Below are 19,220 nucleotides of genomic sequence, written 5' to 3' on the forward strand. Positions count from 1 at the left end.
AGACGTGGGATTACCGAGACTCAGTTCGGGGAAGGGAGATGGGTCTTGGCGAATCAAGCATGTGGGCGTTTTCCGGCGGCTACTGTTTCGGACCGGGAGGTTCCGTGGACCGTCGTCGCTTCATCTCCAACGTGGTCGCCGCCGCGGGCATCGCGGGCCCCTTCGCGGGGGTCGCGTGCGCGGGAGCGCAGGGCGGCGTCAAGCCCGTGCGGGGCTACGGGCCGCTGCGGCCCGTACGCGATCTGCGTGACGGGAAGGTGCGGCTGCACCTGCCCGAGGGGTTCAAATATCGCTCGTTCAGCGTGGCCGGCGACAAGTTCAGCGACGGGTCCACCGTGCCCGGCCGGCACGACGGCATGGCCGCCTTCTCCGGCCCCAAGGGCAGCGCCGTACTGATCCGCAACCACGAGGTCAACGGACCCGTGGGCGCGTTCGGCGACAAGAGCCGGGCCTACGACCCGATGGCCGGAGGCGGCACCTCGACGCTGCAGGTCACCCGCTACGGAGAGGTGATCAAGAGCGCGCCCTCCCTCAACGGCACAATGATGAACTGCTCCGGCGGCCCCATGGTCTGGCGGGCCTGGCTGAGCTGCGAGGAGACGGTCAACGGCCCCGACGTGGCCGACGACTTCTCCGGCGGCGACAACGCCAAGCTCACCGAGAAGCACGGCTACATCTTCGAGGTGCCGGTCGGCCGCGCCGCCACCGCCAGGCCGATCAGGTCGGCCGGCCGCTTCCCGCACGAGTCGGCGGCCTTCGACCCCTCGTCGGGCGCGATCTACCTGACCGAGGACAACTTCGCCTTCCCGTCCGGCTTCTACCGCTACCTGCCGCCGAAGCACCCGGTGCTGGCCGGGCGGCTGCTCGACGGCGGCCGGCTGCAGATGCTCGCCGTCAAGGGGGCCAAGCGCAAGGACCTCTCCGTCGGGCAGGCGCGCGGCGCCGCGTACGCGACCACATGGGTCGACATCGACGACCCCGACCCCGACCTCAAGGGCCGGCCGTCCAACGACGAGGCCGTCCAGATGGTGGGCCGGCAGGGCAGGGAGGCGGGCGCGGCCCTGTTCTCCCGCCTTGAAGGGGCCGTGCACCACCAGGGCACGATCTACTTCGTCTCCACCCAGGGCGGGGCCACCGCGCCGGGCGACACGGCGCCGGACGGGTTCGGCAAGGGGCGGGGGCAGGTGTGGGCGTACGAGACGTGGAGCGGGCGGCTCAAGCTCGTCTACGAGTCGCCCCGAGCGGCCGTGCTCGACCTGCCCGACAACGTGACGGCCAGCAGGCGCGGCACCCTCGTGCTGTGCGAGGACGGCGAGGGCGACAACTACCTGCGCGGCGTCACCAAGGCGGGCGAGATCTTCGACTTCAGCCGCCTGGAGGCCATCCCGGGTGACACGGGGGCCGAGTTCGCGGGCTCGACGTTCGGACCGGGCGGCCACACCCTCTACGTCAACGTCCAGGCCAAGCAGGGCATGTCCATCGCCATCTGGGGGCCGTGGGAGCGCGGGCCCTTCTGAGCCCGCGATGAGTAGGCTGCACTGATGATCCTGGGTATCGGCGTGGACGTCGTGGACATCGCCCGCTTCGAGGCGTCGCTGGAGCGCACGCCGCGGCTCAGGGAGCGGTTGTTCACCGAGGTCGAGCGGCCGCTGCCGGTGCACTCGCTGGCCGCCAGGTTCGCCGCCAAGGAGGCCGTGGCCAAGGCGCTCGGCGGGCCCAAGGGGCTGGGGCACCTGGAGGCCGAGGTCCGCTGCGACGAGCTGGGCAAGCCCGAGTTGCACCTCTACGGCAACGTCGCCGAGGCCGCGTACGCGCTGGGGGTCAAGCGCTGGCACCTGTCACTCAGCCACGACGCGGGCGTGGCCGTGGCCTATGTGATCGCGGAGGGATAGCTTCGGATCATGCGCACTGCCTACACCGCCGACCAGATCCGGGGCGCCGAGCACGCGCTGATGGCGCGGCTCCCCGAGGGGACCCTCATGCAGCGGGCCGCCGCCGGGCTCGCCGCCCACTGCGCCGGCCTGCTGGGCCGCGTCTACGGCAAACGCGTCGTCCTGCTCGTCGGCAGCGGCGACAACGGCGGTGACGCGCTCTACGCCGGTGAGCGGCTGGCCAGGCGCGGGGCGTGGGTGGGCGCGGTCCTGGCCGGGTCCAAGACGCACGAGGCGGGGTTGAGGGCGCTGCGGGACGCCGGTGGGCGGGTGGTCGACCGGCCGGCGATCGACGGGGCCGACCTGATCATGGACGGGCTCGTGGGGATCGGGGCCTCCGGGGCGCTGCGGGAGCCCTACGCGGAGCTGGCCGAGCGGGCGAACGCCGCCAGGGGCGCGATCGTGGCCGTCGACGTGCCCAGCGGGGTCGACGCGAGCACGGGGCAGGTGCACGGGGCGGCGGTGCGGGCCAAGGTGACCGTGACGATGGGGGCGTACAAGACGGGGCTGCTGGTCGATCCGGGGGCCTCGCACACCGGGGTCGTCGAGCTGGTCGACATCGGGCTGGGGGCCTACCTGCCCGATCCCGACGTGGCGGCGCTCACCCGCGGCGACGTCGAGGACCTGCTGCCCCGGCCGGGCAAGGAGTCCGACAAATACCGCAGGGGCGTGCTGGGCGTCGCGGCCGGCAGCGACCGCTTCACCGGGGCCGCCGTGCTGGCCGTGGGCGGCGCGCTGCGGGCCGGGGCCGGCATGGTGCGCTACGCGGGGCCGCACGAGCCCATCGCGCAGGTGCGGGCGCACTGGCCGGAGGCCGTGGTCACGACGCTGGAGCGGCCCTCCATCGACGACGTGGGGCGGGTGCAGGCCTGGGTGCTCGGGCCCGGGCTCGGCACCGGCGACTGGGCCCACGAGCTGGCGGCCAAGGTGCTCGGCTCCAACGTTCCCGTGCTGATCGACGCCGACGCGCTGACCCTGGTGGCCAACGACCGGGGCCTGCTGCGGCGTGCCGCGCCGGTCCTGATCACGCCGCACGCCGGGGAGCTGGCGCGCCTCCTCCGCGCCGACCGCGACGACATCGAGGCCGCCAGGCTGGAGCACGTCCGCCGGGCGGCGGCCGAACTGGGCGTGACCGTGCTGCTCAAGGGCTCGACCACGGTGGTGGCCGAAGACTCCAGGCCCGTACGCGTGAACCGCACCGGCACCCCCTACCTGGCCACCGGCGGCACGGGCGACGTGCTGTCCGGCGTGGCGGGCGCGCTGCTGGCCCAGGGCCTGAGCTGCTACGACGCGGCCTCGTGCGGCGCCTACGTGCACGGCCTGGCCGGCCGGCTGGCCGCCGACGGGGCACCGCTGACGGCGGCGGAGGTGGCCACGGCCGTTCCGGCGGCCATTCGGGCCGTGACCAGGGTCGATGGCTGATCGGCGAAATCATTCGTCACCGAGGCCGCCTGCGGTGAAAATCACGCTCGACCACGGGCATGAGCTGCCACACTAGAAGGATGTACTCCCCGATGGCCACGCCCGCGGAGGCGCGGGTGGATCTGGCCGCCATCAGGCACAATGTGGCCCTGCTGAAAGAGCTGGCCGGCGGCGCGGAGCTCATGGGCGCTGTGAAGGCCGACGCCTACGGCCACGGCCTCGTGCGCACCTCCGAGGCGGTGCTGCGGGCAGGGGCCGGCCGGCTGGGGACCGCGTTCATCAGGGAGGCGCTCGCCCTGCGCGAGGGCGGCGTGACCGCGCCGATCCTGTCCTGGCTGATCACCCCGGGCGAGCCGCTCGACGAGGCGCTCGTCCAGGACATCGAGCTGTCGGCGTCCGACGTGCGGCTGCTCGACGAGATCGCCGCCGCCGCCCGCCGCACCGGGCGCGCCGCGAAGACGCACCTCGAAGCCGACACCGGCATGAGCAGGGGCGGCTCGCCGCTCGCGGCCTGGCCGGAGCTGCTGGCCAGGGCGCTGGAGCTGCGCGCCGAGGGCGTCATCGAGATCGTCGGGCTCTGGTCCCACTTCGCCTGCGCCGACATTCCCGGCCATCCCTCGATCGAGCGGCAGCTCGAGGCGTTCGAGGCCGCGCTGAAGCTGGCCGAGCAGGCCGGCGCGGCCGGCTCCCACGTGATCAGGCACATCGCCAACTCGGCCGCCATCGTGACGCTGCCCGGGGCCCGCTACGACCTGGTCAGGCCCGGCATCGCGATATACGGCCTGAGCCCCGTCCCCGAGCTGGGCGACTTCGGCCTCCGGCCGGCGATGACGCTCGTGGCCCGGGCCGGCCTGGTCAAACGCGTCGCCGAGGGGTCGGGAGTGTCCTACGGGCACCTCTACACCACCGAGCGCGAGACCACGCTTGGCCTCGTTCCGCTCGGGTACGCGGACGGGATACTCCGGCACGCGACAGGGCGGGCCGAGGTTCTGGCGGGCGGACGCAGGCGGAAGATCGCCGGTCGGGTGTGCATGGACCAGTTCATGGTCGACATGGGCGACGACGCCCTGGCGGCGGGCGACGAGGTGGTGCTGTTCGGGCCGGGTGACAGGGGCGAGCCGACCGCTCAGGAGTGGGCGGATACTCTCGGCACGATCACGCATGAGATCGTGACCAGGATCGGCTCGCGCGTGCCGCGGGTTTACGAGCAGAAGAGCTCGGAGTGACGTACGGCACTTCGCGGCGGCCATGAGCGGAGAAGGATCGGGGAGATGACGACGACAACACGGCGCAGGGTAGGGATCGCCGGCGCGCTCGTCGGTGCGGCTTCCGCCGGTGTCGCGGCGGCGGCGCTGGCCAAGCGTTACGCGGTCGGCCGCATCAGGCTGCGCCCCGACGCCGAGGCGAGCGAGCCCTTCGGCGAGCTGCGGGGCAGGGAGCGCACGCTCATCACCTCCGACGGGATGGCGTTGCACGTCGAGATCGATGGTCCCGAGGAGCGAAGGAGCCCGGAGGGAGAGAGCGAGAGCAACGATGCCAACGAGCCCCGAAGCGGTCGCGACCACAAGAACGACGCGGCGCTGACGATCGTGTTCTGTCACGGCTACTGCCTCAACCTGGAGTCCTGGCACTACCAGCGCAAGGACCTGCGCGAGAACTACCGGATCGTGCTGTGGGACCAGCGCGCGCACGGCCGCTCCCAGCGCTGCCGCCCCGAGGACAGCACGATCGACCGGCTGGGCGAGGACCTCGCCGAGGTGATCGAGAAGTTCGTGCCCGGGCCGTGCGTGCTCGTCGGCCACTCCATGGGCGGCATGACGATCATGGCGCTGGCCGACCGCTACCCCGAGCTGTTCGGCGACAAGATCCGCGCGGTGGCGCTCATCGCGACCTCGGCGGGCAAGCTGGCCGAGCTCACGCTGGGCCTGCCCGCGATGCTCTCCAAGGTCGTGCACAAGGTGGCCCCCTCCACGATCTCGATGCTGGGCAAGCGGGGCGCGCTGGTCGACAGGACCCGCCACGTCGGCAGCGACATCGCCTTCCTGATCACCCGCCACATGGGCTTCGGCGACTCCAAGAACGTCAGCCCGACCCTGGTCGACTTCGCCGAGTCGATGATCAGGGCGACGCCGACCGAGGTGTTCGCCGACTTCTACCCGGCGCTGATGAACCACGACAAGCTCTCGGCGCTCCACGTGCTCGCCGAGGTGCCCACCGCGATCCTGGTGGGCGACAGCGACTGGCTGACCCCGCCCGACCACAGCAAGGCCATCTCCGCCGCCCTGCCCAAGGCCCAGCTCACGGAGGTGCCCGACACCTCCCACCTGATCCAGCTCGAGCGGCCCGGCATCGTCAACGACGCGCTGCGCGACCTGGTCAAGAGGGTGGAGCTGTAAGTGAGGCTGGCCACCGCCGAGGACATGCGCTCATACGGCGCCCGCCTGGCCGCCGTGCTGCGCCCAGGAGACCTGCTGGTCCTGTCCGGCCCGCTCGGCGCGGGCAAGACCACGCTCGTGCAGGGCATCGCGGAGGGGCTCAAAGTACGCGGCCCGATCACCTCGCCCACGTTCGTGATCGCCAGGGTGCACCCGTCACTGCGCCAGGGCCCGCCGCTCGTGCACGTGGACGCCTACCGGCTGGGCGGCGACCTGGAGGTCGACGACCTCGACCTCGACGCCTCGCTGGAGGAGTCGGTCACCGTCGTCGAGTGGGGCGAGGGGCTGGTCGAAGGGCTGGCCGACGACCGCCTGGAGATCCACATCGACCGCGAGACCGGCGACGAGGCCCGCCTCGTGACGCTGCGCGGCGTGGGAACCAGATGGGCCGACACGCCGTCTGATCCGGTAGAAGGTTAAAACCTCGATCAAATCCCGGTATTGCTGGCACCCTTGACATACCGGGCCGGCGATTTAAATCATGATCGTTGGTCAGGGATTCGCCCAGATTTTCTGGGTATCAGGAGGGGCGACGTCCACATTTTTGGTGGATGCTGGGTTGCAAGACGGCAAAGTGGGGTGCGGCCGGTGCTCAGGGTCAGGCGTGTCGCTTACGCGGGAGCCATCGTCATGGTCGGTCTGACCGGTTGCACGGCCTCGGCCGAGAGCGGTCCGAGCGGCTCACCCAGCCCACCCGTCTCCGGCTCGGGCAGTCCAACGGTCACCGCCACCAACACGACCACCACGACCGCCAGCCCAAGGCCCACGGCCACCCGGCAGACCATCCTGGTCGAGGTCAATCCCGACCGCGTCACCGCCGGCGAGACGTCCACCGTGTGGGTCATGGCCAACTGCCCCGAACCGACCGGCGGCCCCGCGCACACCGGCACGGCGACGTCCAGGGCCTTCGTCAACGGCGTGCCGCTCAACCCGGTCCCCGAGGCGTCGGTCACCCCCAGGCCCACCAACGGCTCCGGCTCGCCCTGGGTGCGGGGCGAGGCGCGCGTCTCTGGAGCGATCCGGCGCGGCACCTACCGCGTCGACGTCAAGTGCGACGGCACCAACCACACCGGCCGCGCCACGCTCAGGGTCGTCCCGGCCGAGGACGTGCCGACCGGTGTGCCCACCAAGGCACCGCGGGCGGGCGGCGGCGGCACCTTCGCGCAGGAGGCCGGCGACGAGTCCTCGATCCCGCTCGGTCCGGCCGGCGCGCTGATCGCCCTGGCCCTGGCCGCGGGCGTTGGTTTCGCGGTCAAGCGCCGCAACCGGGCGTAGGCCGTGGCCCGACCAGGACGGGTGGTGCTCGCGGGCGCCATCACGGGTCTGGTGCTGGTCGCGTTCGGCAAGGGCATGCAGACCGGCACCACCCCTGCCGCGGCCGTCGTGCCCGAGAGCATCGACATCCCCTCGATCGACGTCGAGGCCGACCTGATGAAGCTCGGCCTGGAGAAGAACGGCGAGGTCCAGCTCCCGCCCTACGAGAAGCCGAAGGTGGCCGGCTGGTACACCGGCAGCGCGGTGCCCGGCGAGAAGGGCGCCTCGGTGATCATCGGCCACGTCGACACCAAGACCGCGCCCGCCGTGTTCTACAAGCTCAGGCACTTACGCAAGGGCCAGACCGTCAAGGTCGAGCGCAGCGACGGCAAGGTCGTCGAGTTCAAGGTGGACGCGATCGAGCAGGTCCACAAGGACAGCTTCCCCACCAAGCGCGTCTACGTCGAGGACGGCCTCAAGCTGGTGACGTGCGGCGGCAAGTTCGACTACGCCAAGGGCGAATACCTCGACAACATCATCGTGTACGCCTCCAAGGTCTGAAAAAGGCTTGCGCCCGCCGGGACCATGGAGGAATGAGTCAAGAGACCAACCCTCCCGCGTCCGGCGCGCGCGTGCCCTGGCAGCGGGTGCACCCGCCGGTCCGCGCGGCGGTGGAGGAGTTCCTCGGCGGGCGCGTGGTCGAGGCGGAGACCCAGCCGGGCGGGTTCTCCCCGGCGGCCGCGGTCCGGCTGCGTACCGACAACGGCGGGCGTGCCTTCGTCAAGGCCGTCGGCCCCGAGCCCAACGCCGACGCCGTCCGCCTCTATCAGGCCGAGCTGAAGATCGCCGCGGCGCTGCCCGAGTCGGTGCCCGCACCCAGACTGCTGACCGGCTTCGAGCTGGAGGGCTGGGTGACGCTGGTCTTCGAGGACGTCGAGGGTGAGCACCCGGAGCTGCCGTGGCGGCGCGACCAGCTCGACCGGGTGCTGACGGCCGTGAAGGGGATGTCGGCCGCGCTCACGCCCGCTCCCATCGACGCGTCGCCCATCGGGAAGGTGTTCGGCTCTTCGTTCAACGGCTGGCGCATGCTCCTCGACGAGGAGACCGACGGGCTCGACCCGTGGGCGCTGCGGCACCTCGGCGAGCTGGCCGAGCTGGAGTCCGGCTGGGCCGAGGCCGCGGCGGGCGACACGCTGGTCCACGCCGACCTGCGGGCCGACAACATCCTGCTCAACGGCGAGCGCGTCTACGTGGTGGACTGGCCGTGGGCCTGCCTCGGGGCGCCCTGGGTCGACCAGGTGATGATGCTGCCCTCGATCGGCATGCAGGGCGGGCCGCCGCCGCACGAGCTGTGCACCGACCCCGGCGCCGAGGTGACCTCGGTCGTCGCCGCGGTCACCGGCTACTTCGTCCGGCACGGCCGCCTGCCCGACCCGCCCGGGCTGCCCACGGTCAGGGCGTTCCAGCGGGCGCAGGGCGTGGTGGCGCTCGACTGGCTGAAGCGGCGTACGGGCTGGGCGTGACCCCTTCGGCGGGTAGGCTAAACAGTCGTGCTGGTCCTGGCCTTTGATACCGCGACGCCCGCCGTCACCGCCGCGCTCCACGACGGGGAGCGCGTGCTCGCCGAGTCCACGACGATCGACGCCCGGCGACACGGTGAGCTGCTCGTCCCCACCATCGAAACCGTGCTGGGCGAGGCGGGCGCGTCGCTGCGCGACGTCACCGCCATCGTGGCGGGCAGCGGCCCCGGCCCCTACACGGGGTTGCGCGTCGGGCTGATGACCGCCCAGGGGCTCGCCACCACGCTCGGCGTCCCCGCGTACGGCATCTGCACGCTCGACGCGGTCGCCTACGGCAGTGGGCTCGCCGAGCCGTTCCTGGTGGCCACCGACGCGCGCCGCAAAGAGGTGTTCTGGGGGCGCTACTCCGATCTGCGCACCCGGCTCGCCGGTCCGTCCGTCGACCGGCCCGCCGACGTGCCCGTCGAGGGGCTGCCCGTCGTCGGCGCGGGCGCCCGGCTCTACGCCGACGTCCTGGGCGACGGCGGCGACGCGCCGCCCTACCCCTACGCGGGCGCGCTGGCCGCGCTGGCGGCCGAGCGGCTGGCCGAGGGCACCCCGCTCGACCCGCCCCGCCCCATCTACCTGCGCAGGCCCGACGCCGTGGTGCCGGGAGCGCCCAAGAGGGTGACGGCGTGAAACTCAGGCCCATGACCCTGGCCGACCTGCCGGCGGTCATGGCGATCGAGCGCGCCATGTTCCCACTCGACGCGTGGAGCGAGGGCATGATGCGCGGCGAGCTGGCCGACATGCCGCGCTCGCGCCACTACGTGGTGGTCCTGATCGACGACGAGATCGTGGCCTACGCCGGGCTCGCCGCCGCGGCCGACCAGGCCGACGTGCAGACCATCGCGGTGCTGGAGCGGCACCAGGGCACGGGCATCGGCGGCGCGATGTTGACCGAACTGCTGGCCGAGGCCCGCCGCAGGGGGGTGCGGGAGATGTTCCTGGAAGTACGCGCCGACAACCCCCGCGCCCAGGCCGTCTACCGGCATTTCGAGTTCGAGGAGATCGGCACCCGCCGCCGCTACTACGACGACGGCACCGACGCGATCATGATGAGAAGGAAGCTGGATGGCTGACGCACCCCTGGTCCTGGGCATCGAGACGTCCTGCGACGAGACCGGCATCGGCATCGTCAGGGGTCACACGCTGCTGGCCAACACGATCGCCTCCAGCATGGAAGAGCACGCCAGATTCGGCGGCGTCGTGCCCGAGGTCGCCTCGCGCGCCCACCTGGAGGCCATGACGCCGACCGTGGAGGCGGCGCTGTCCGAGGCCGGGCTGAAGTTCTCCGACATCGACGCCATCGCCGTGACGGCCGGCCCGGGGCTGGCGGGCGCGCTGCTGGTCGGCGTGGCCGCGGCCAAGTCCTACGCGCTCGGCCTCGGCGTCCCCCTCTACGGCGTCAACCACCTGGCCGCCCACGTCGCCGTCGACCAGCTCGAACACGGGCCGCTGCCCAAGCCGTGCATCGCCATGCTGGTCTCGGGCGGGCACTCGTCGCTGCTGCTGGTGCCCGACGTGGCGCAGGACGTCATCTCGCTCGGCTCGACCGTGGACGACGCGGCCGGGGAGGCGTTCGACAAGGTGGCGCGGGTGCTGGGGCTGCCGTTCCCCGGCGGACCGTACATCGACAGGGCCGCCCGTGAGGGCTCGGGCTCGGCGATCGCGTTCCCGCGCGGGAAGATCGACGACGGCACGCTCGACTTCTCCTTCTCGGGGCTCAAGACGGCCGTCGCGCGCTGGGTGGAGGCCCGCGAGGCGTCCGGGCAGTCCATCCACGTGCCCGACGTGGCCGCCTCCTTCCAGGAGGCCGTGGTCGACGTGCTGACCCGCAAGGCGCTGCAGGCGTGCCGGAAATACGACGTGCACGACCTGCTGATCGGCGGTGGCGTGGCGGCCAACTCGCGGCTGCGGGCGCTGGCCCAGGAGCGGTGCGACGCGGCCGGCGTACGGTTGCGCGTGCCCCGCCCCGGCCTGTGCACCGACAACGGCGCCATGGTGGCCGCGCTGGGCTCAGACCTGGTCGCGGCCGGCGTCACTCCTTCGACGCTGGAGATCCCGGCCGACTCCTCGATGCCGATCACCACGATCCACGTCTGAGCGCCCAGCCCGCCGGTCGCACGGCGGTCGCACCGCAGTGCTCGCAGGCGCCGCGCCCGCGAGCACGCCGGCGGCTGTGAGGTGTCCCTGGCCGGCCTTCAGTCCTTGACCCTGGTCGGGCGCAGGAGGGCCTCGGCGAGGGCCAGCATGGTCTCCTCCAGCGCGCCGAGGCGCTTGTTGAGGTCGTTGCTGGCGGGCTGGACGATGCCCGCCACCGTGTCGGCCAGCTCGTCGCGGTCGGGACGGGAGCTGACCAGCTCGGTGAGCGCGTCGGCGGCGGCCACCAGGCGCTCGGCCTGCTCGCCCGAGTGCGACCGGATGAGCTCGGGGATGGCCAGGGTGGTGGGGAGCTGGCCCACGCGCTGGTTGACGGTCTCGATGCGGTCGTCGACCGCCTCCAGGTGCGCGCCGGCCTGCTCGGCGCGGGTGGCCAGGCCGTTGAGGTGGGTGTCGAGGCCGTTGAAGCGGGTGTCGATTCCGCCGAACTGGCCGTCGATGGTGTCGAAGCGGGTGCTCATGTGCTCTTCGGCCTCGACCAGCCGCTCGTCGATGGCGTCGATCTGGTTGTCGAGCTTGTTGAAGCGGCCCTCGTTGCGGGTGGCGCTGTCGCTGAGGTGCTGGTCGGTGGTGGCCAGGTGCTCGTCGAGCGAGGCGAAACGGGCGTCGATGCGTACGTCGAGCGCGTCGAACCTGTCGTCGTGGCGGCCCAGGTGGCCGTCAAGGGTGCCCAGCCGCTTGTCGACCCCGCCGAGGTGGGTGTCGACGGAGGTGAGCCGCTTGTCCACGCCGCTCATGCGGCCGTCGAGGCCGTCGAGCCTGGTGTCGATGTCGGCCAGGCACTCGTCGGCGGACTCCAGGCGGCTGTCGAAGCCGGTGAGCCGGGAGTCGAGGCCCATGAGCCGGCCCTCGGCGCGTTCGAGCCGGGAGTCCACGCCGCTGAGCCGGGCCGTCAGCCGCTGCTCGCTCTCGCCGAGCTGGACGGCCAGGTGCTGGTCGGCCTCGTCGAGGCGGGTGGTCAGGCGCTGCTCGACGCTGGACAGGCGCTCGGTGAGCTGCTCGTCGGCCTCCCTGAGCCGGATGGCCAGGCGCTCGTCCGACTCGAGCAGGGCCCTGGCCAGGCGCTGGTCGGTCTCGTCGAGGCGGTTGGCGACCCGCTGGTCGGTCTCGTCCAGCCGGCTGCTGAGGCGCTGGTCGGTCTCGTCGAGCTTGGCGCTCAGGCGCTGGTCGGTCTCGCCGAGCCGGACGGTGAAGCGCTGCTCGGCGGCCTCGACCAGGCCGCTCACCTGCTCGGCCGTGCCCGCCAGCCGCTCGGTGAGGCCCTCCGACAGGTCGCTGACGACGCTCTCGACCCGGTCGGTGCGGGTGGCCAGCTCCGCCATCGACTTGTCGAGCCTGCTGAAACGGCTGGCGGCGGCCTCCATGCTGGAGTTGAGCCCGGCCAGCGTGGTGGCGAAATCGGACATGCCCCTGGTCAGGCCGTCGGTGCTGTCGAGCACAATCTGCAGGCGGTTGAGCGCCTCGTCCACGCCCTCGCCCACGGTGCCCAGGTCGGCCCACAGGCTCGGCAACTCGGCGACAGGGGTCACCCGGGCGTCCACGTGGCCCACCCGCTCGCCCACGGCGTCCACGTGGTCGCGTACGGCCTCAACGTGCTGGGCCAGGCCCTCCGCCCACATCGGCGGCTTGGCGGTGATCTCGTCGAGCCGCCCGCTGACCGACTCCAGTGTGCCGCTGAGGCCGCCGAGCTCGCGCTCACGGACCTCGCGCAGCAGCCACTCCATGCCTTCGAGCCGCTGGCGGATCTCGTCGAGCACCGCTCCTTGGGTGCGCTGCTCGTACACATGGTCCTGGGCGGCGCGCGCGAGAAGGTCTCGCATCCTCTCGGAGACGGCGGCGTGGGCGCCCGCCTGAAGAAGAGTGGTGTGGTTGGAATGGTCCACCGAAAGCTCCTTCGCTCGCCGACGGTCTGCCGCGCAGCGGTGGGGTAGGTCCGGTCTGCAGATGAAAGAGAGAGAACGCGGTTAACCGCATTAGGGGGGAGAACTCCCGCCCGCCCACCTTAGCCTTTCGATCAAGGTCCGTCAGGGCTGAATTGAAAGATCGCGGTTAACGGGCGAATGACCGGTTTCGGTGGTTCGTGCAGGTGGGGGTGTCCGGCAGATGAGGACAGAAGGACGGTCGGCGATCCTGGTAAGGATGATTACCGCAGAATTCGCGCCGTTGAGTCGCAAATCGGAGCGCAGGCGTTCGATGTCGAGGGCGGAGCCGCGCTTTTTGATGGTGACATTACCGATTTGTCGCTCGCGGAGGGCGGCGCGAAGTTTTTTCAGGGAAAAGGGGAGAACGTCTTCTACGTCGTATCTGGCGGCCCATGGGGTGTCCACCGGGTCGTCGCCCGTGATGTAGGCGATCATCGGGTCGGGCAGACGGCCGCCGACGATCTCGGCGACCTCGCCGACGAGGTGGGCGCGGATGGCGGCCCCGTCGGGCTCGTAGAGGTGGCGGCCGACGGGGCCGGTCGGGGCCTGGACCCCGGTGGCGGTCATGGTGTGGCCGCCGGGCAGCAGGGTCGCGCGCCGGACGGCCCGCCCGCCGGTCCAGAGCGTGGCCTCCTTGACCTCGCCCTTGTACGAGACCCACTCGGCCTCGGCGCCCTCGGGGATGAACTCGTACGGGATGCCCGGGGCGACCTTGAGGCACGCCAGGCCGGCCCGCGCCAGCAGGCCGAGCACCACGGGCCACGGCGGCGAGTAGGCCATGGGGTCGAACGTCCGGCCCCTGCTCGTGCGCCGGGCCGGGTCGGCGAAGAGGACGTCGTAGTCCTCCGGGCGGACGTCGGCCGCGTCGGCGACGGTCACCGTCACCCTGTCGGCCAGGCCGAGCGCCTCGGCGTTGGCCCTGGCCACGGCGACGGTCAGCGGGTCGGTGTCGACGGCCGTGACGGCGCAGCCGGCGCGGGCCAGGGCGAGGAGGTCGCCGCCGATCCCGCAACAGGCGTCGATCACGGTGGGGGCGCCCTGCCCCTGGGCGGCGGTCAGGACGCGGCGGGCGCGGTGCTCGGCGACCTCCGCCCGCGTCGACTGCTCCAGGCCGTGCGGCGTGAAGTACATCACCCCGGCGTCCGCGCCGAACTTGGCCCTGGCCCGCTCCCTGAGCGCGGCCTGGGTGAGCGCGGCGGAGGTGAGGGTGGCGTCGTAGGTCCTGCGCAGGGTGGTGGCGGCGGCGACCGGATCGGCGCCCGTGAGCTCCCCGGCCTCCGCGAGCGCCCGCCGGCCGCGCGGGGTCAGCAACTCGGTGAAGGCGTCGAGGTCCACGTCGTCTCACGTTAGCGCCACGAAGGACGTGTGCCGTCCAGAGGGCCTGGCCGGATTTTCAGAGGGTGGTGTCGTCGAGGGAGACGAGGAGTTTGCGCAGCAGGGCCGCCAGGGAGTCGCGCTCGGTGGCCGACAGGCCGGACAGCAGGCGGTCCTCGTTGGCCGCGTGCCGCTCGAGCACCTCGTCGACCAGCGCGCGCCCCTCGTCGGTCAGGGAGACCAGCGTCATGCGGCGGTTGCCCGGCGCGAGCCGGCGGTCGACCAGCCCCCGTTTGACGAGTTGGTCCATGCGGTTGGTGAGGGCGCCGGGGCTGACCATCGCGGCCGAGGACATGTCCTTCATGCACATGGTCGCGTCGCCGCCGCTCCGCAGCAGCGTGGCCAGCATGTCGAACTCCCACGCCTCCAGCCCGTGCTCGCCCAGGAACTCCCTGACCCCGCGCTCCAGCAGCCGCGAGGCCCGTGACACCCGGCCGATCACGCCCGTGGGCGAGACGTCCACGTCGGGCCGGGTGCAGGCCCACTGCCCGAGTATCTGGTCGACCGCGTCCTCCATGTCCGCATCCTACCCATATTTCGATGTTGAAATGTTCGATGTCGTTAGGTTACGTTTCTGGGTAGAAATGTTCAATGTCGAAATTTTCGAGGTGGGACGATGAAGGTCTTGGTGCTGGGGGCGACGGGATACGTCGGTGGCGCCCTCGTGGAGCGGCTCGCGTCGCAGGGGCATGAGATCGCGGCACTGGTACGCAGGTCCGCCGACGGCGCGAAACGGGTGCCGAAGGCGGTCGACGAGCGGTACGGCGACCTCGCGGACGCCTCGACCCTGCAGGCCGCGATCACGCCCGACGTCGACGCGGTCGTACACGCCGCGCAGTTGACCGGTGAGCAGGGGACGGACCTGGCGACGATCTCCGCGCTGGCCGGTTCGGGGAAGAAGGTCGTCTACGTCAGCGGCGTCTGGGTGCTCGGGGAGACGGACGACGGGCATGAGGACAGCCCGGCGCGGCCGATTTCGCTTGTGGCGTATCGGGACAAGGTGGAGCGGCTGGTGCTCGACGGCGGCGGCTCCGTCGTCAGGCCCGGCGTCGTGCACGGGGGCGGCGCCGGCATTCCGGCGATGCTGCGCGGCCAGGCCGCACAGCGCGGGACCGGCGTGTACGTCACCGCCGGCGGCGTGGTGCCCACGTGGACGTTCGTGCACGTGGAAGACTTGGCGGAGCTGATCGTGACCGTCGTGGAGAAGGGTGGTGCGGGCGTCTACCACGGCGTTTCCGAGGAGGCCGTGCCCGTCACGGCGGTGGCCGAGGCCGCGGCGCGCTCCGCGGGCGTACGCGTGGCGGCCGAGCCCTGGCCGGTCGAGGAGGCCGCGGGACAGCTCGGCGCGGGATTCGCGCAGGCACTGGCGCTCAGCCAGCGCGTCAGCGCGGCGCGCACCCGGGAGGCCCTTGGCTGGCGGCCTTCCAGGGCCGGCATCCTGGCCGACCTGACGGAGGGGTCTTACGCCTGATCGCTCTCGGCGGACGCGTTCGTGTTGACTGTCAAGCCCCGCTTGCATATGTTTCCTGTTGGCACTCTCCCCTTGAGAGTGCCAACGTGCGACGAGGCAGGTCTGACACCCGCGACGGCAGGCCCAGCTGGTCGCCTCTTCTAGATCTTTCAATCTGAAGGGGAGGTCCGATCGTGACGACCGCCACCAAGGTTCCCGTTAAGCCGCTCGGCGACCGCATTGTGGTTCAGCCGCTTGAGGCAGAGCAGACCACCGCTTCCGGCCTGGTCATCCCAGACACCGCCAAGGAGAAGCCGCAAGAGGGCAAGGTCCTCGCGGTGGGCCCCGGCAACTGGGATGAGGACGGCGACAAGCGGATTCCGCTCGACGTCTCTGAGGGCGACATCGTCCTCTACAGCAAGTACGGCGGCACCGAGGTCAAGTACGGCGGCGAGGAGTACCTCGTGCTCTCCGCCCGCGATGTTCTCGCGATCATCGAGAAGTAAGCCGGATGTGTCGAGCCCCGGGCGCTCTTGAGGGCGGCCGGGGCTTTCGACGCTAGGAGAGGACATTCAGCAAATGGCGAAGATCCTGCAGTTCGACGAGGACGCCCGCCGCGCGCTTGAGCGCGGTGTGAACGCCCTCGCGGACGCCGTGAAGGTAACCCTCGGCCCCCGTGGCCGCAACGTCGTCATCGACAAGAAGTTCGGTGCGCCGACGATCACGAACGACGGTGTCACCATCGCTCGTGAGATCGAGCTGGAGGAGCGCTACGAGAACCTCGGCGCCCAGCTCGCCAAGGAAGTTGCCACCAAGACCAACGACATCGCGGGCGACGGCACCACCACCGCGACCGTCCTGGCCCAGGCCATGGTCCGCGAGGGCCTGCGCAACGTGGCCGCCGGCGCCTCGCCGCTGTCGCTGAAGCGCGGCATCGACAAGGCCGCCAAGGCGATCAGCGACAAGCTGCTCGACAGCGCCCGTGAGGTCGGCGACAAGAAGGAGATCGCGAACGTCGCGACGATCTCCGCTCAGGACGCGCAGATCGGCGAGCTGATCGCCGAGGCGTTCGACAAGGTGGGCAAGGACGGTGTCCTCACCGTCGAAGAGTCCAACGCCATGGGCATGGAGCTCGAGTTCACCGAGGGCATGCAGTTCGACAAGGGCTACCTGTCGGCCTACATGGTGACCGACCCCGAGCGGATGGAGTCCGTCCTCGAGGACGCCTACATCCTGATCACCTCGGGCAAGATCTCCTCCATCGCGGACTTCCTGCCGCTGCTGGAGAAGATCGCCCAGACGAAGAAGCCGCTCCTCGTGATCGCCGAGGACGTCGAGGGCGAGGCCCTGGCCGTCCTGGTGACCAACAAGATCCGTGGCACCTTCACCTCCGTGGCCGTCAAGGCCCCGGGCTTCGGCGACCGCCGTAAGGCCATGCTGCAGGACATCGCCATCCTCACCGGTGGCCAGGTCGTCAGCGAGGAGGTCGGCCTCAAGCTCGAGCACGTCGGCACCGAGGTGCTCGGCACGGCCCGCCGCGTCGTGGTGACCAAGGACACGACCACCATCGTGGACGGCGCCGGCGACCAGCAGGCCATCGCCGACCGCGTCAAGGAGATCAAGCTCGCCGTCGAGCAGTCCGACTCCGACTGGGACCGCGAGAAGCTCCAGGAGCGTCTGGCCAAGCTCGCCGGCGGTGTGTGCGTGCTGCGTGTCGGCGCCGCCACCGAGGTGGAGCTGAAGGAGAAGAAGCACCGCCTCGAGGACGCGATCTCCGCGACGCGCGCCGCGATCGAGGAGGGCATCGTCTCCGGCGGTGGCTCCGCGCTCATCCACGTCGGCAAGGAGCTCGACGACCTCGGCCTGACGGGCGACGAGGCCACCGGTGTCGGCGTCGTGCGCCGCGCCCTGGTGGAGCCGGCCCGCTGGATCGCCGAGAACGCCGGTCTCGAGGGCTACGTGGTCACCCACAAGGTCGCCGAGCTGAAGGCCGGTGAGGGCTTCAACGCCGCCACCGGCGAATACGGCAACCTCATCGACCAGGGTGTCATCGACCCGGTGAAGGTCACGCGCTCGGCCGTGCAGAACGCGGCGTCGATCGCGGGCATGCTGCTCACCACCGAGGCGCTCGTGGTGGAGAAGCCTGAGGAGGAGGCCCCCGCCGGCGGCGGCGGCCACGGTCACGGCCACGGCCACTGACCCGTCTCCATCGTCACGGCCCGCACCCTCTCCGGGGGGTGCGGGCCGTACGTTTTTCGGGAGGTATGCCGGACGGCGTGCGGGCTCGTGACGGCGTGCGGGTGGTTCGCGTGGATGGGTCGGCCTTGCCGGAGGGTGCCGTCAGGCGGGGTCGTTCCGTGGTGGGTCCAGGGTTTTGAGGCGGCCGGACAGGAAGTCGCGTTCGGCCTCGTTCGCGGTGAGGGTCATGGCCTCGTGGTAGGCGGTGGCGGCCTCGGTGGTGCGGCCCAGGCGGCGCAGCAGGTCCGCCTTGATGGCCGGGAGGTACTGGTATCCGGCCAGGCGGCCGTCTCGTTCCAGCTCCTCGACCTCGGCCAGGGCCCGTGCGGGGCCCTGAGTCCGCGCGAGCGCCACGGTGCGGTTCAGCGCCACCACCGGTGACGGCCACACGCGCAGCAGCTCGTCGTACAGGGTCACGATCTGCGGCCAGTCCGTACGCTCGAAGTCCGGCGCCTCGGCGTACACCGACGCGATGGCCGCCTGGAGCACGTACCGGCCCGGCCGGCCGCCGCGCAGGCCGTCCACGATCAGGTCGTGCGCCTCGGCGATCGCCGCCCGGTCCCAGCGGGAGCGGTCCTGCTCCTCCAGGCGCAGCAGACGGCCACCGGCGTCGGTCCTGGTGGCGCGGCGGGCGTCGGTGACCAGCAGCAGCGCGAGCAGGCCCCAGACCTCGCGCTCGTCGGGCATCAGCTCGCGCAGCATGCGGGCCAGGCGCAGCGCCTGGTCCATCAGGTCCGTACGCATGAGCGAGGCGCCCGACGGCGCGGTGTACCCGGTCGTGAAGAGCAGGTGGATCACCCCGAGGACCGCGCCGAGCCGGTCGGGCAGCGCGGCCGCCCCGGGCACCCGGTAGGGGATGCGGGCGGCCGAGATCTTCTTCTTGGCCCGGGTCAGCCGGGCGCCCATCGTCGTCTCCGGCACCAGGAACGCCCGGGCGATGTCCCCGGTGGGCACCCCGCACACCAGCCGCAGCGTGAGGGCGAGTTGCGCCTCCCGCGCCAGCGCCGGATGGCAGCACATGAAGATGAGCCGCAGCCGCTCGTCCGGTACGGCCTCCTCCTGGATCGGTTCGACCGGTTCGTCCATGGCGATCTCGTCCGCCGTCCCCTCGGGCTCCACCAGCAACGGCAGCTTCGAGCGGAACACCCGCTCGCGGCGTACCGCGTCCATCGCGCGGCGCTTGGCCGCGGTCGTGAGCCAGGCCGCCGGGTTGTCCGGGATCCCGTCGCGGGCCCAGCTCACCAGCGCCGCGGCGTACGCCTCCTGCACGCACTCCTCGGCCAGGTCCAGGTCACCGGCGACGCGCGCCGTCGCGGCCAGGACCAGGGCCCAGCCGCGGCGGTGCGCGTCCACGACCGCTCGCTCGACGTCCGGCGGGTCGCTCACTGGTGCACCATCCTTGTGTCGGTAGTCGAGAGACTGCTGATGCACCCGAGGTGCCGCCGGGTCACCGCCCTGCTCGCTCGACCACT

Annotated in this window: 19 protein-coding genes; 15 read left to right on the forward strand and 4 right to left on the reverse strand. The window is 71.5% G+C overall.

All coding sequences use genetic code 11. The features are described from left to right. Window positions 1–104 precede the first annotated feature (104 nt). From AB0I15_RS57540 to tsaD, 12 genes are all read left to right on the forward strand, one after another. A complete protein-coding gene (locus tag AB0I15_RS57540; RefSeq protein ID WP_358117079.1) occupies window positions 105–1,517 on the forward strand; it encodes an alkaline phosphatase PhoX in 1,413 nt (470 codons plus the stop codon). A 24-nt stretch (window positions 1,518–1,541) separates the two neighbouring features. After that, on the forward strand, window positions 1,542–1,892 hold the full coding sequence (locus tag AB0I15_RS57545; RefSeq protein WP_358117083.1) for a holo-ACP synthase: 351 nt from the start codon (window positions 1,542–1,544) through the stop codon (window positions 1,890–1,892). Window positions 1,893–1,901: 9 nt separating this feature from the next. After that, window positions 1,902–3,353, forward strand: a complete 1,452-nt coding sequence (locus AB0I15_RS57550) for an NAD(P)H-hydrate dehydratase (protein WP_358117086.1) — start codon at window positions 1,902–1,904, stop codon at window positions 3,351–3,353. A gap of 92 nt (window positions 3,354–3,445) precedes the next feature. Continuing rightward, window positions 3,446–4,579 (forward strand): alanine racemase, encoded by a 1,134-nt coding sequence (alr, locus tag AB0I15_RS57555; RefSeq protein ID WP_358117127.1) that lies wholly within the window; start codon window positions 3,446–3,448, stop codon window positions 4,577–4,579. 45 nt (window positions 4,580–4,624) lie between these two features. Further along, the gene (locus AB0I15_RS57560) at window positions 4,625–5,749 is read left to right on the forward strand and encodes an alpha/beta hydrolase (RefSeq protein WP_358117089.1); all 1,125 of its coding nucleotides are present in this window, start codon (window positions 4,625–4,627) and stop codon (window positions 5,747–5,749) included. 24 nt (window positions 5,750–5,773) lie between these two features. Then, window positions 5,774–6,208 carry a tRNA (adenosine(37)-N6)-threonylcarbamoyltransferase complex ATPase subunit type 1 TsaE gene (gene tsaE, locus AB0I15_RS57565; RefSeq protein WP_358117130.1) on the forward strand — a complete coding sequence of 145 codons (435 nt, stop codon included), beginning with the start codon at window positions 5,774–5,776 and terminating at the stop codon, window positions 6,206–6,208. A 210-nt stretch (window positions 6,209–6,418) separates the two neighbouring features. After that, window positions 6,419–7,063 carry a hypothetical protein gene (locus AB0I15_RS57570; RefSeq protein ID WP_358117091.1) on the forward strand — a complete coding sequence of 215 codons (645 nt, stop codon included), beginning with the start codon at window positions 6,419–6,421 and terminating at the stop codon, window positions 7,061–7,063. Window positions 7,064–7,066: 3 nt separating this feature from the next. Then, window positions 7,067–7,603 carry a class F sortase gene (locus AB0I15_RS57575; RefSeq protein ID WP_358117094.1) on the forward strand — a complete coding sequence of 179 codons (537 nt, stop codon included), beginning with the start codon at window positions 7,067–7,069 and terminating at the stop codon, window positions 7,601–7,603. Between the two features lie 32 nt (window positions 7,604–7,635). Beyond that, window positions 7,636–8,565, forward strand: coding sequence for an aminoglycoside phosphotransferase family protein (locus AB0I15_RS57580; RefSeq protein ID WP_358117096.1), 930 nt, complete (start codon window positions 7,636–7,638; stop codon window positions 8,563–8,565). Window positions 8,566–8,592: 27 nt separating this feature from the next. After that, window positions 8,593–9,240 (forward strand): tRNA (adenosine(37)-N6)-threonylcarbamoyltransferase complex dimerization subunit type 1 TsaB, encoded by a 648-nt coding sequence (tsaB, locus tag AB0I15_RS57585; RefSeq protein WP_358117099.1) that lies wholly within the window; start codon window positions 8,593–8,595, stop codon window positions 9,238–9,240. Window positions 9,241–9,251: 11 nt separating this feature from the next. Further along, on the forward strand, window positions 9,252–9,683 hold the full coding sequence (gene rimI / locus AB0I15_RS57590; protein WP_358117133.1) for a ribosomal protein S18-alanine N-acetyltransferase: 432 nt from the start codon (window positions 9,252–9,254) through the stop codon (window positions 9,681–9,683). Next, window positions 9,676–10,707 carry a tRNA (adenosine(37)-N6)-threonylcarbamoyltransferase complex transferase subunit TsaD gene (tsaD, locus tag AB0I15_RS57595; protein ID WP_358117102.1) on the forward strand — a complete coding sequence of 344 codons (1,032 nt, stop codon included), beginning with the start codon at window positions 9,676–9,678 and terminating at the stop codon, window positions 10,705–10,707. The genes rimI and tsaD overlap by 8 nt, the downstream gene beginning before the upstream one ends. 98 nt (window positions 10,708–10,805) lie before the next feature. On the opposite strand, the gene AB0I15_RS57600 is transcribed toward tsaD, so the two are convergent. From AB0I15_RS57600 to AB0I15_RS57610, 3 genes are all read right to left on the reverse strand, one after another. Next, on the reverse strand, window positions 10,806–12,647 hold the full coding sequence (locus AB0I15_RS57600) for a hypothetical protein (protein ID WP_358117105.1): 1,842 nt from the start codon (window positions 12,645–12,647) through the stop codon (window positions 10,806–10,808). 141 nt (window positions 12,648–12,788) lie between these two features. Then, window positions 12,789–14,021, reverse strand: coding sequence for a methyltransferase domain-containing protein (locus AB0I15_RS57605; RefSeq protein WP_358117108.1), 1,233 nt, complete (start codon window positions 14,019–14,021; stop codon window positions 12,789–12,791). Between the two features lie 58 nt (window positions 14,022–14,079). Then, a complete protein-coding gene (locus tag AB0I15_RS57610) occupies window positions 14,080–14,577 on the reverse strand; it encodes a MarR family transcriptional regulator (RefSeq protein ID WP_358117111.1) in 498 nt (165 codons plus the stop codon). A gap of 99 nt (window positions 14,578–14,676) precedes the next feature. Here AB0I15_RS57610 and AB0I15_RS57615 point away from each other — a divergent pair, with 99 nt between their 5' ends. From AB0I15_RS57615 to groL, 3 genes are all read left to right on the forward strand, one after another. Then, the gene (locus tag AB0I15_RS57615) at window positions 14,677–15,531 is read left to right on the forward strand and encodes an NAD-dependent epimerase/dehydratase family protein (protein WP_358117114.1); all 855 of its coding nucleotides are present in this window, start codon (window positions 14,677–14,679) and stop codon (window positions 15,529–15,531) included. Between the two features lie 170 nt (window positions 15,532–15,701). Beyond that, window positions 15,702–16,016 carry a co-chaperone GroES gene (gene groES / locus AB0I15_RS57620; protein WP_197093639.1) on the forward strand — a complete coding sequence of 105 codons (315 nt, stop codon included), beginning with the start codon at window positions 15,702–15,704 and terminating at the stop codon, window positions 16,014–16,016. Between the two features lie 73 nt (window positions 16,017–16,089). Beyond that, the gene (gene groL / locus AB0I15_RS57625; RefSeq protein WP_358117116.1) at window positions 16,090–17,709 is read left to right on the forward strand and encodes a chaperonin GroEL; all 1,620 of its coding nucleotides are present in this window, start codon (window positions 16,090–16,092) and stop codon (window positions 17,707–17,709) included. 141 nt (window positions 17,710–17,850) lie between these two features. On the opposite strand, the gene AB0I15_RS57630 is transcribed toward groL, so the two are convergent. After that, window positions 17,851–19,134 carry an RNA polymerase sigma factor gene (locus AB0I15_RS57630; RefSeq protein ID WP_358117119.1) on the reverse strand — a complete coding sequence of 428 codons (1,284 nt, stop codon included), beginning with the start codon at window positions 19,132–19,134 and terminating at the stop codon, window positions 17,851–17,853. Window positions 19,135–19,220 lie beyond the last annotated feature (86 nt).

Source organism: Nonomuraea sp. NPDC050643 (assembly GCF_040654715.1).
GTDB lineage: Bacteria > Actinomycetota > Actinomycetes > Streptosporangiales > Streptosporangiaceae > Nonomuraea.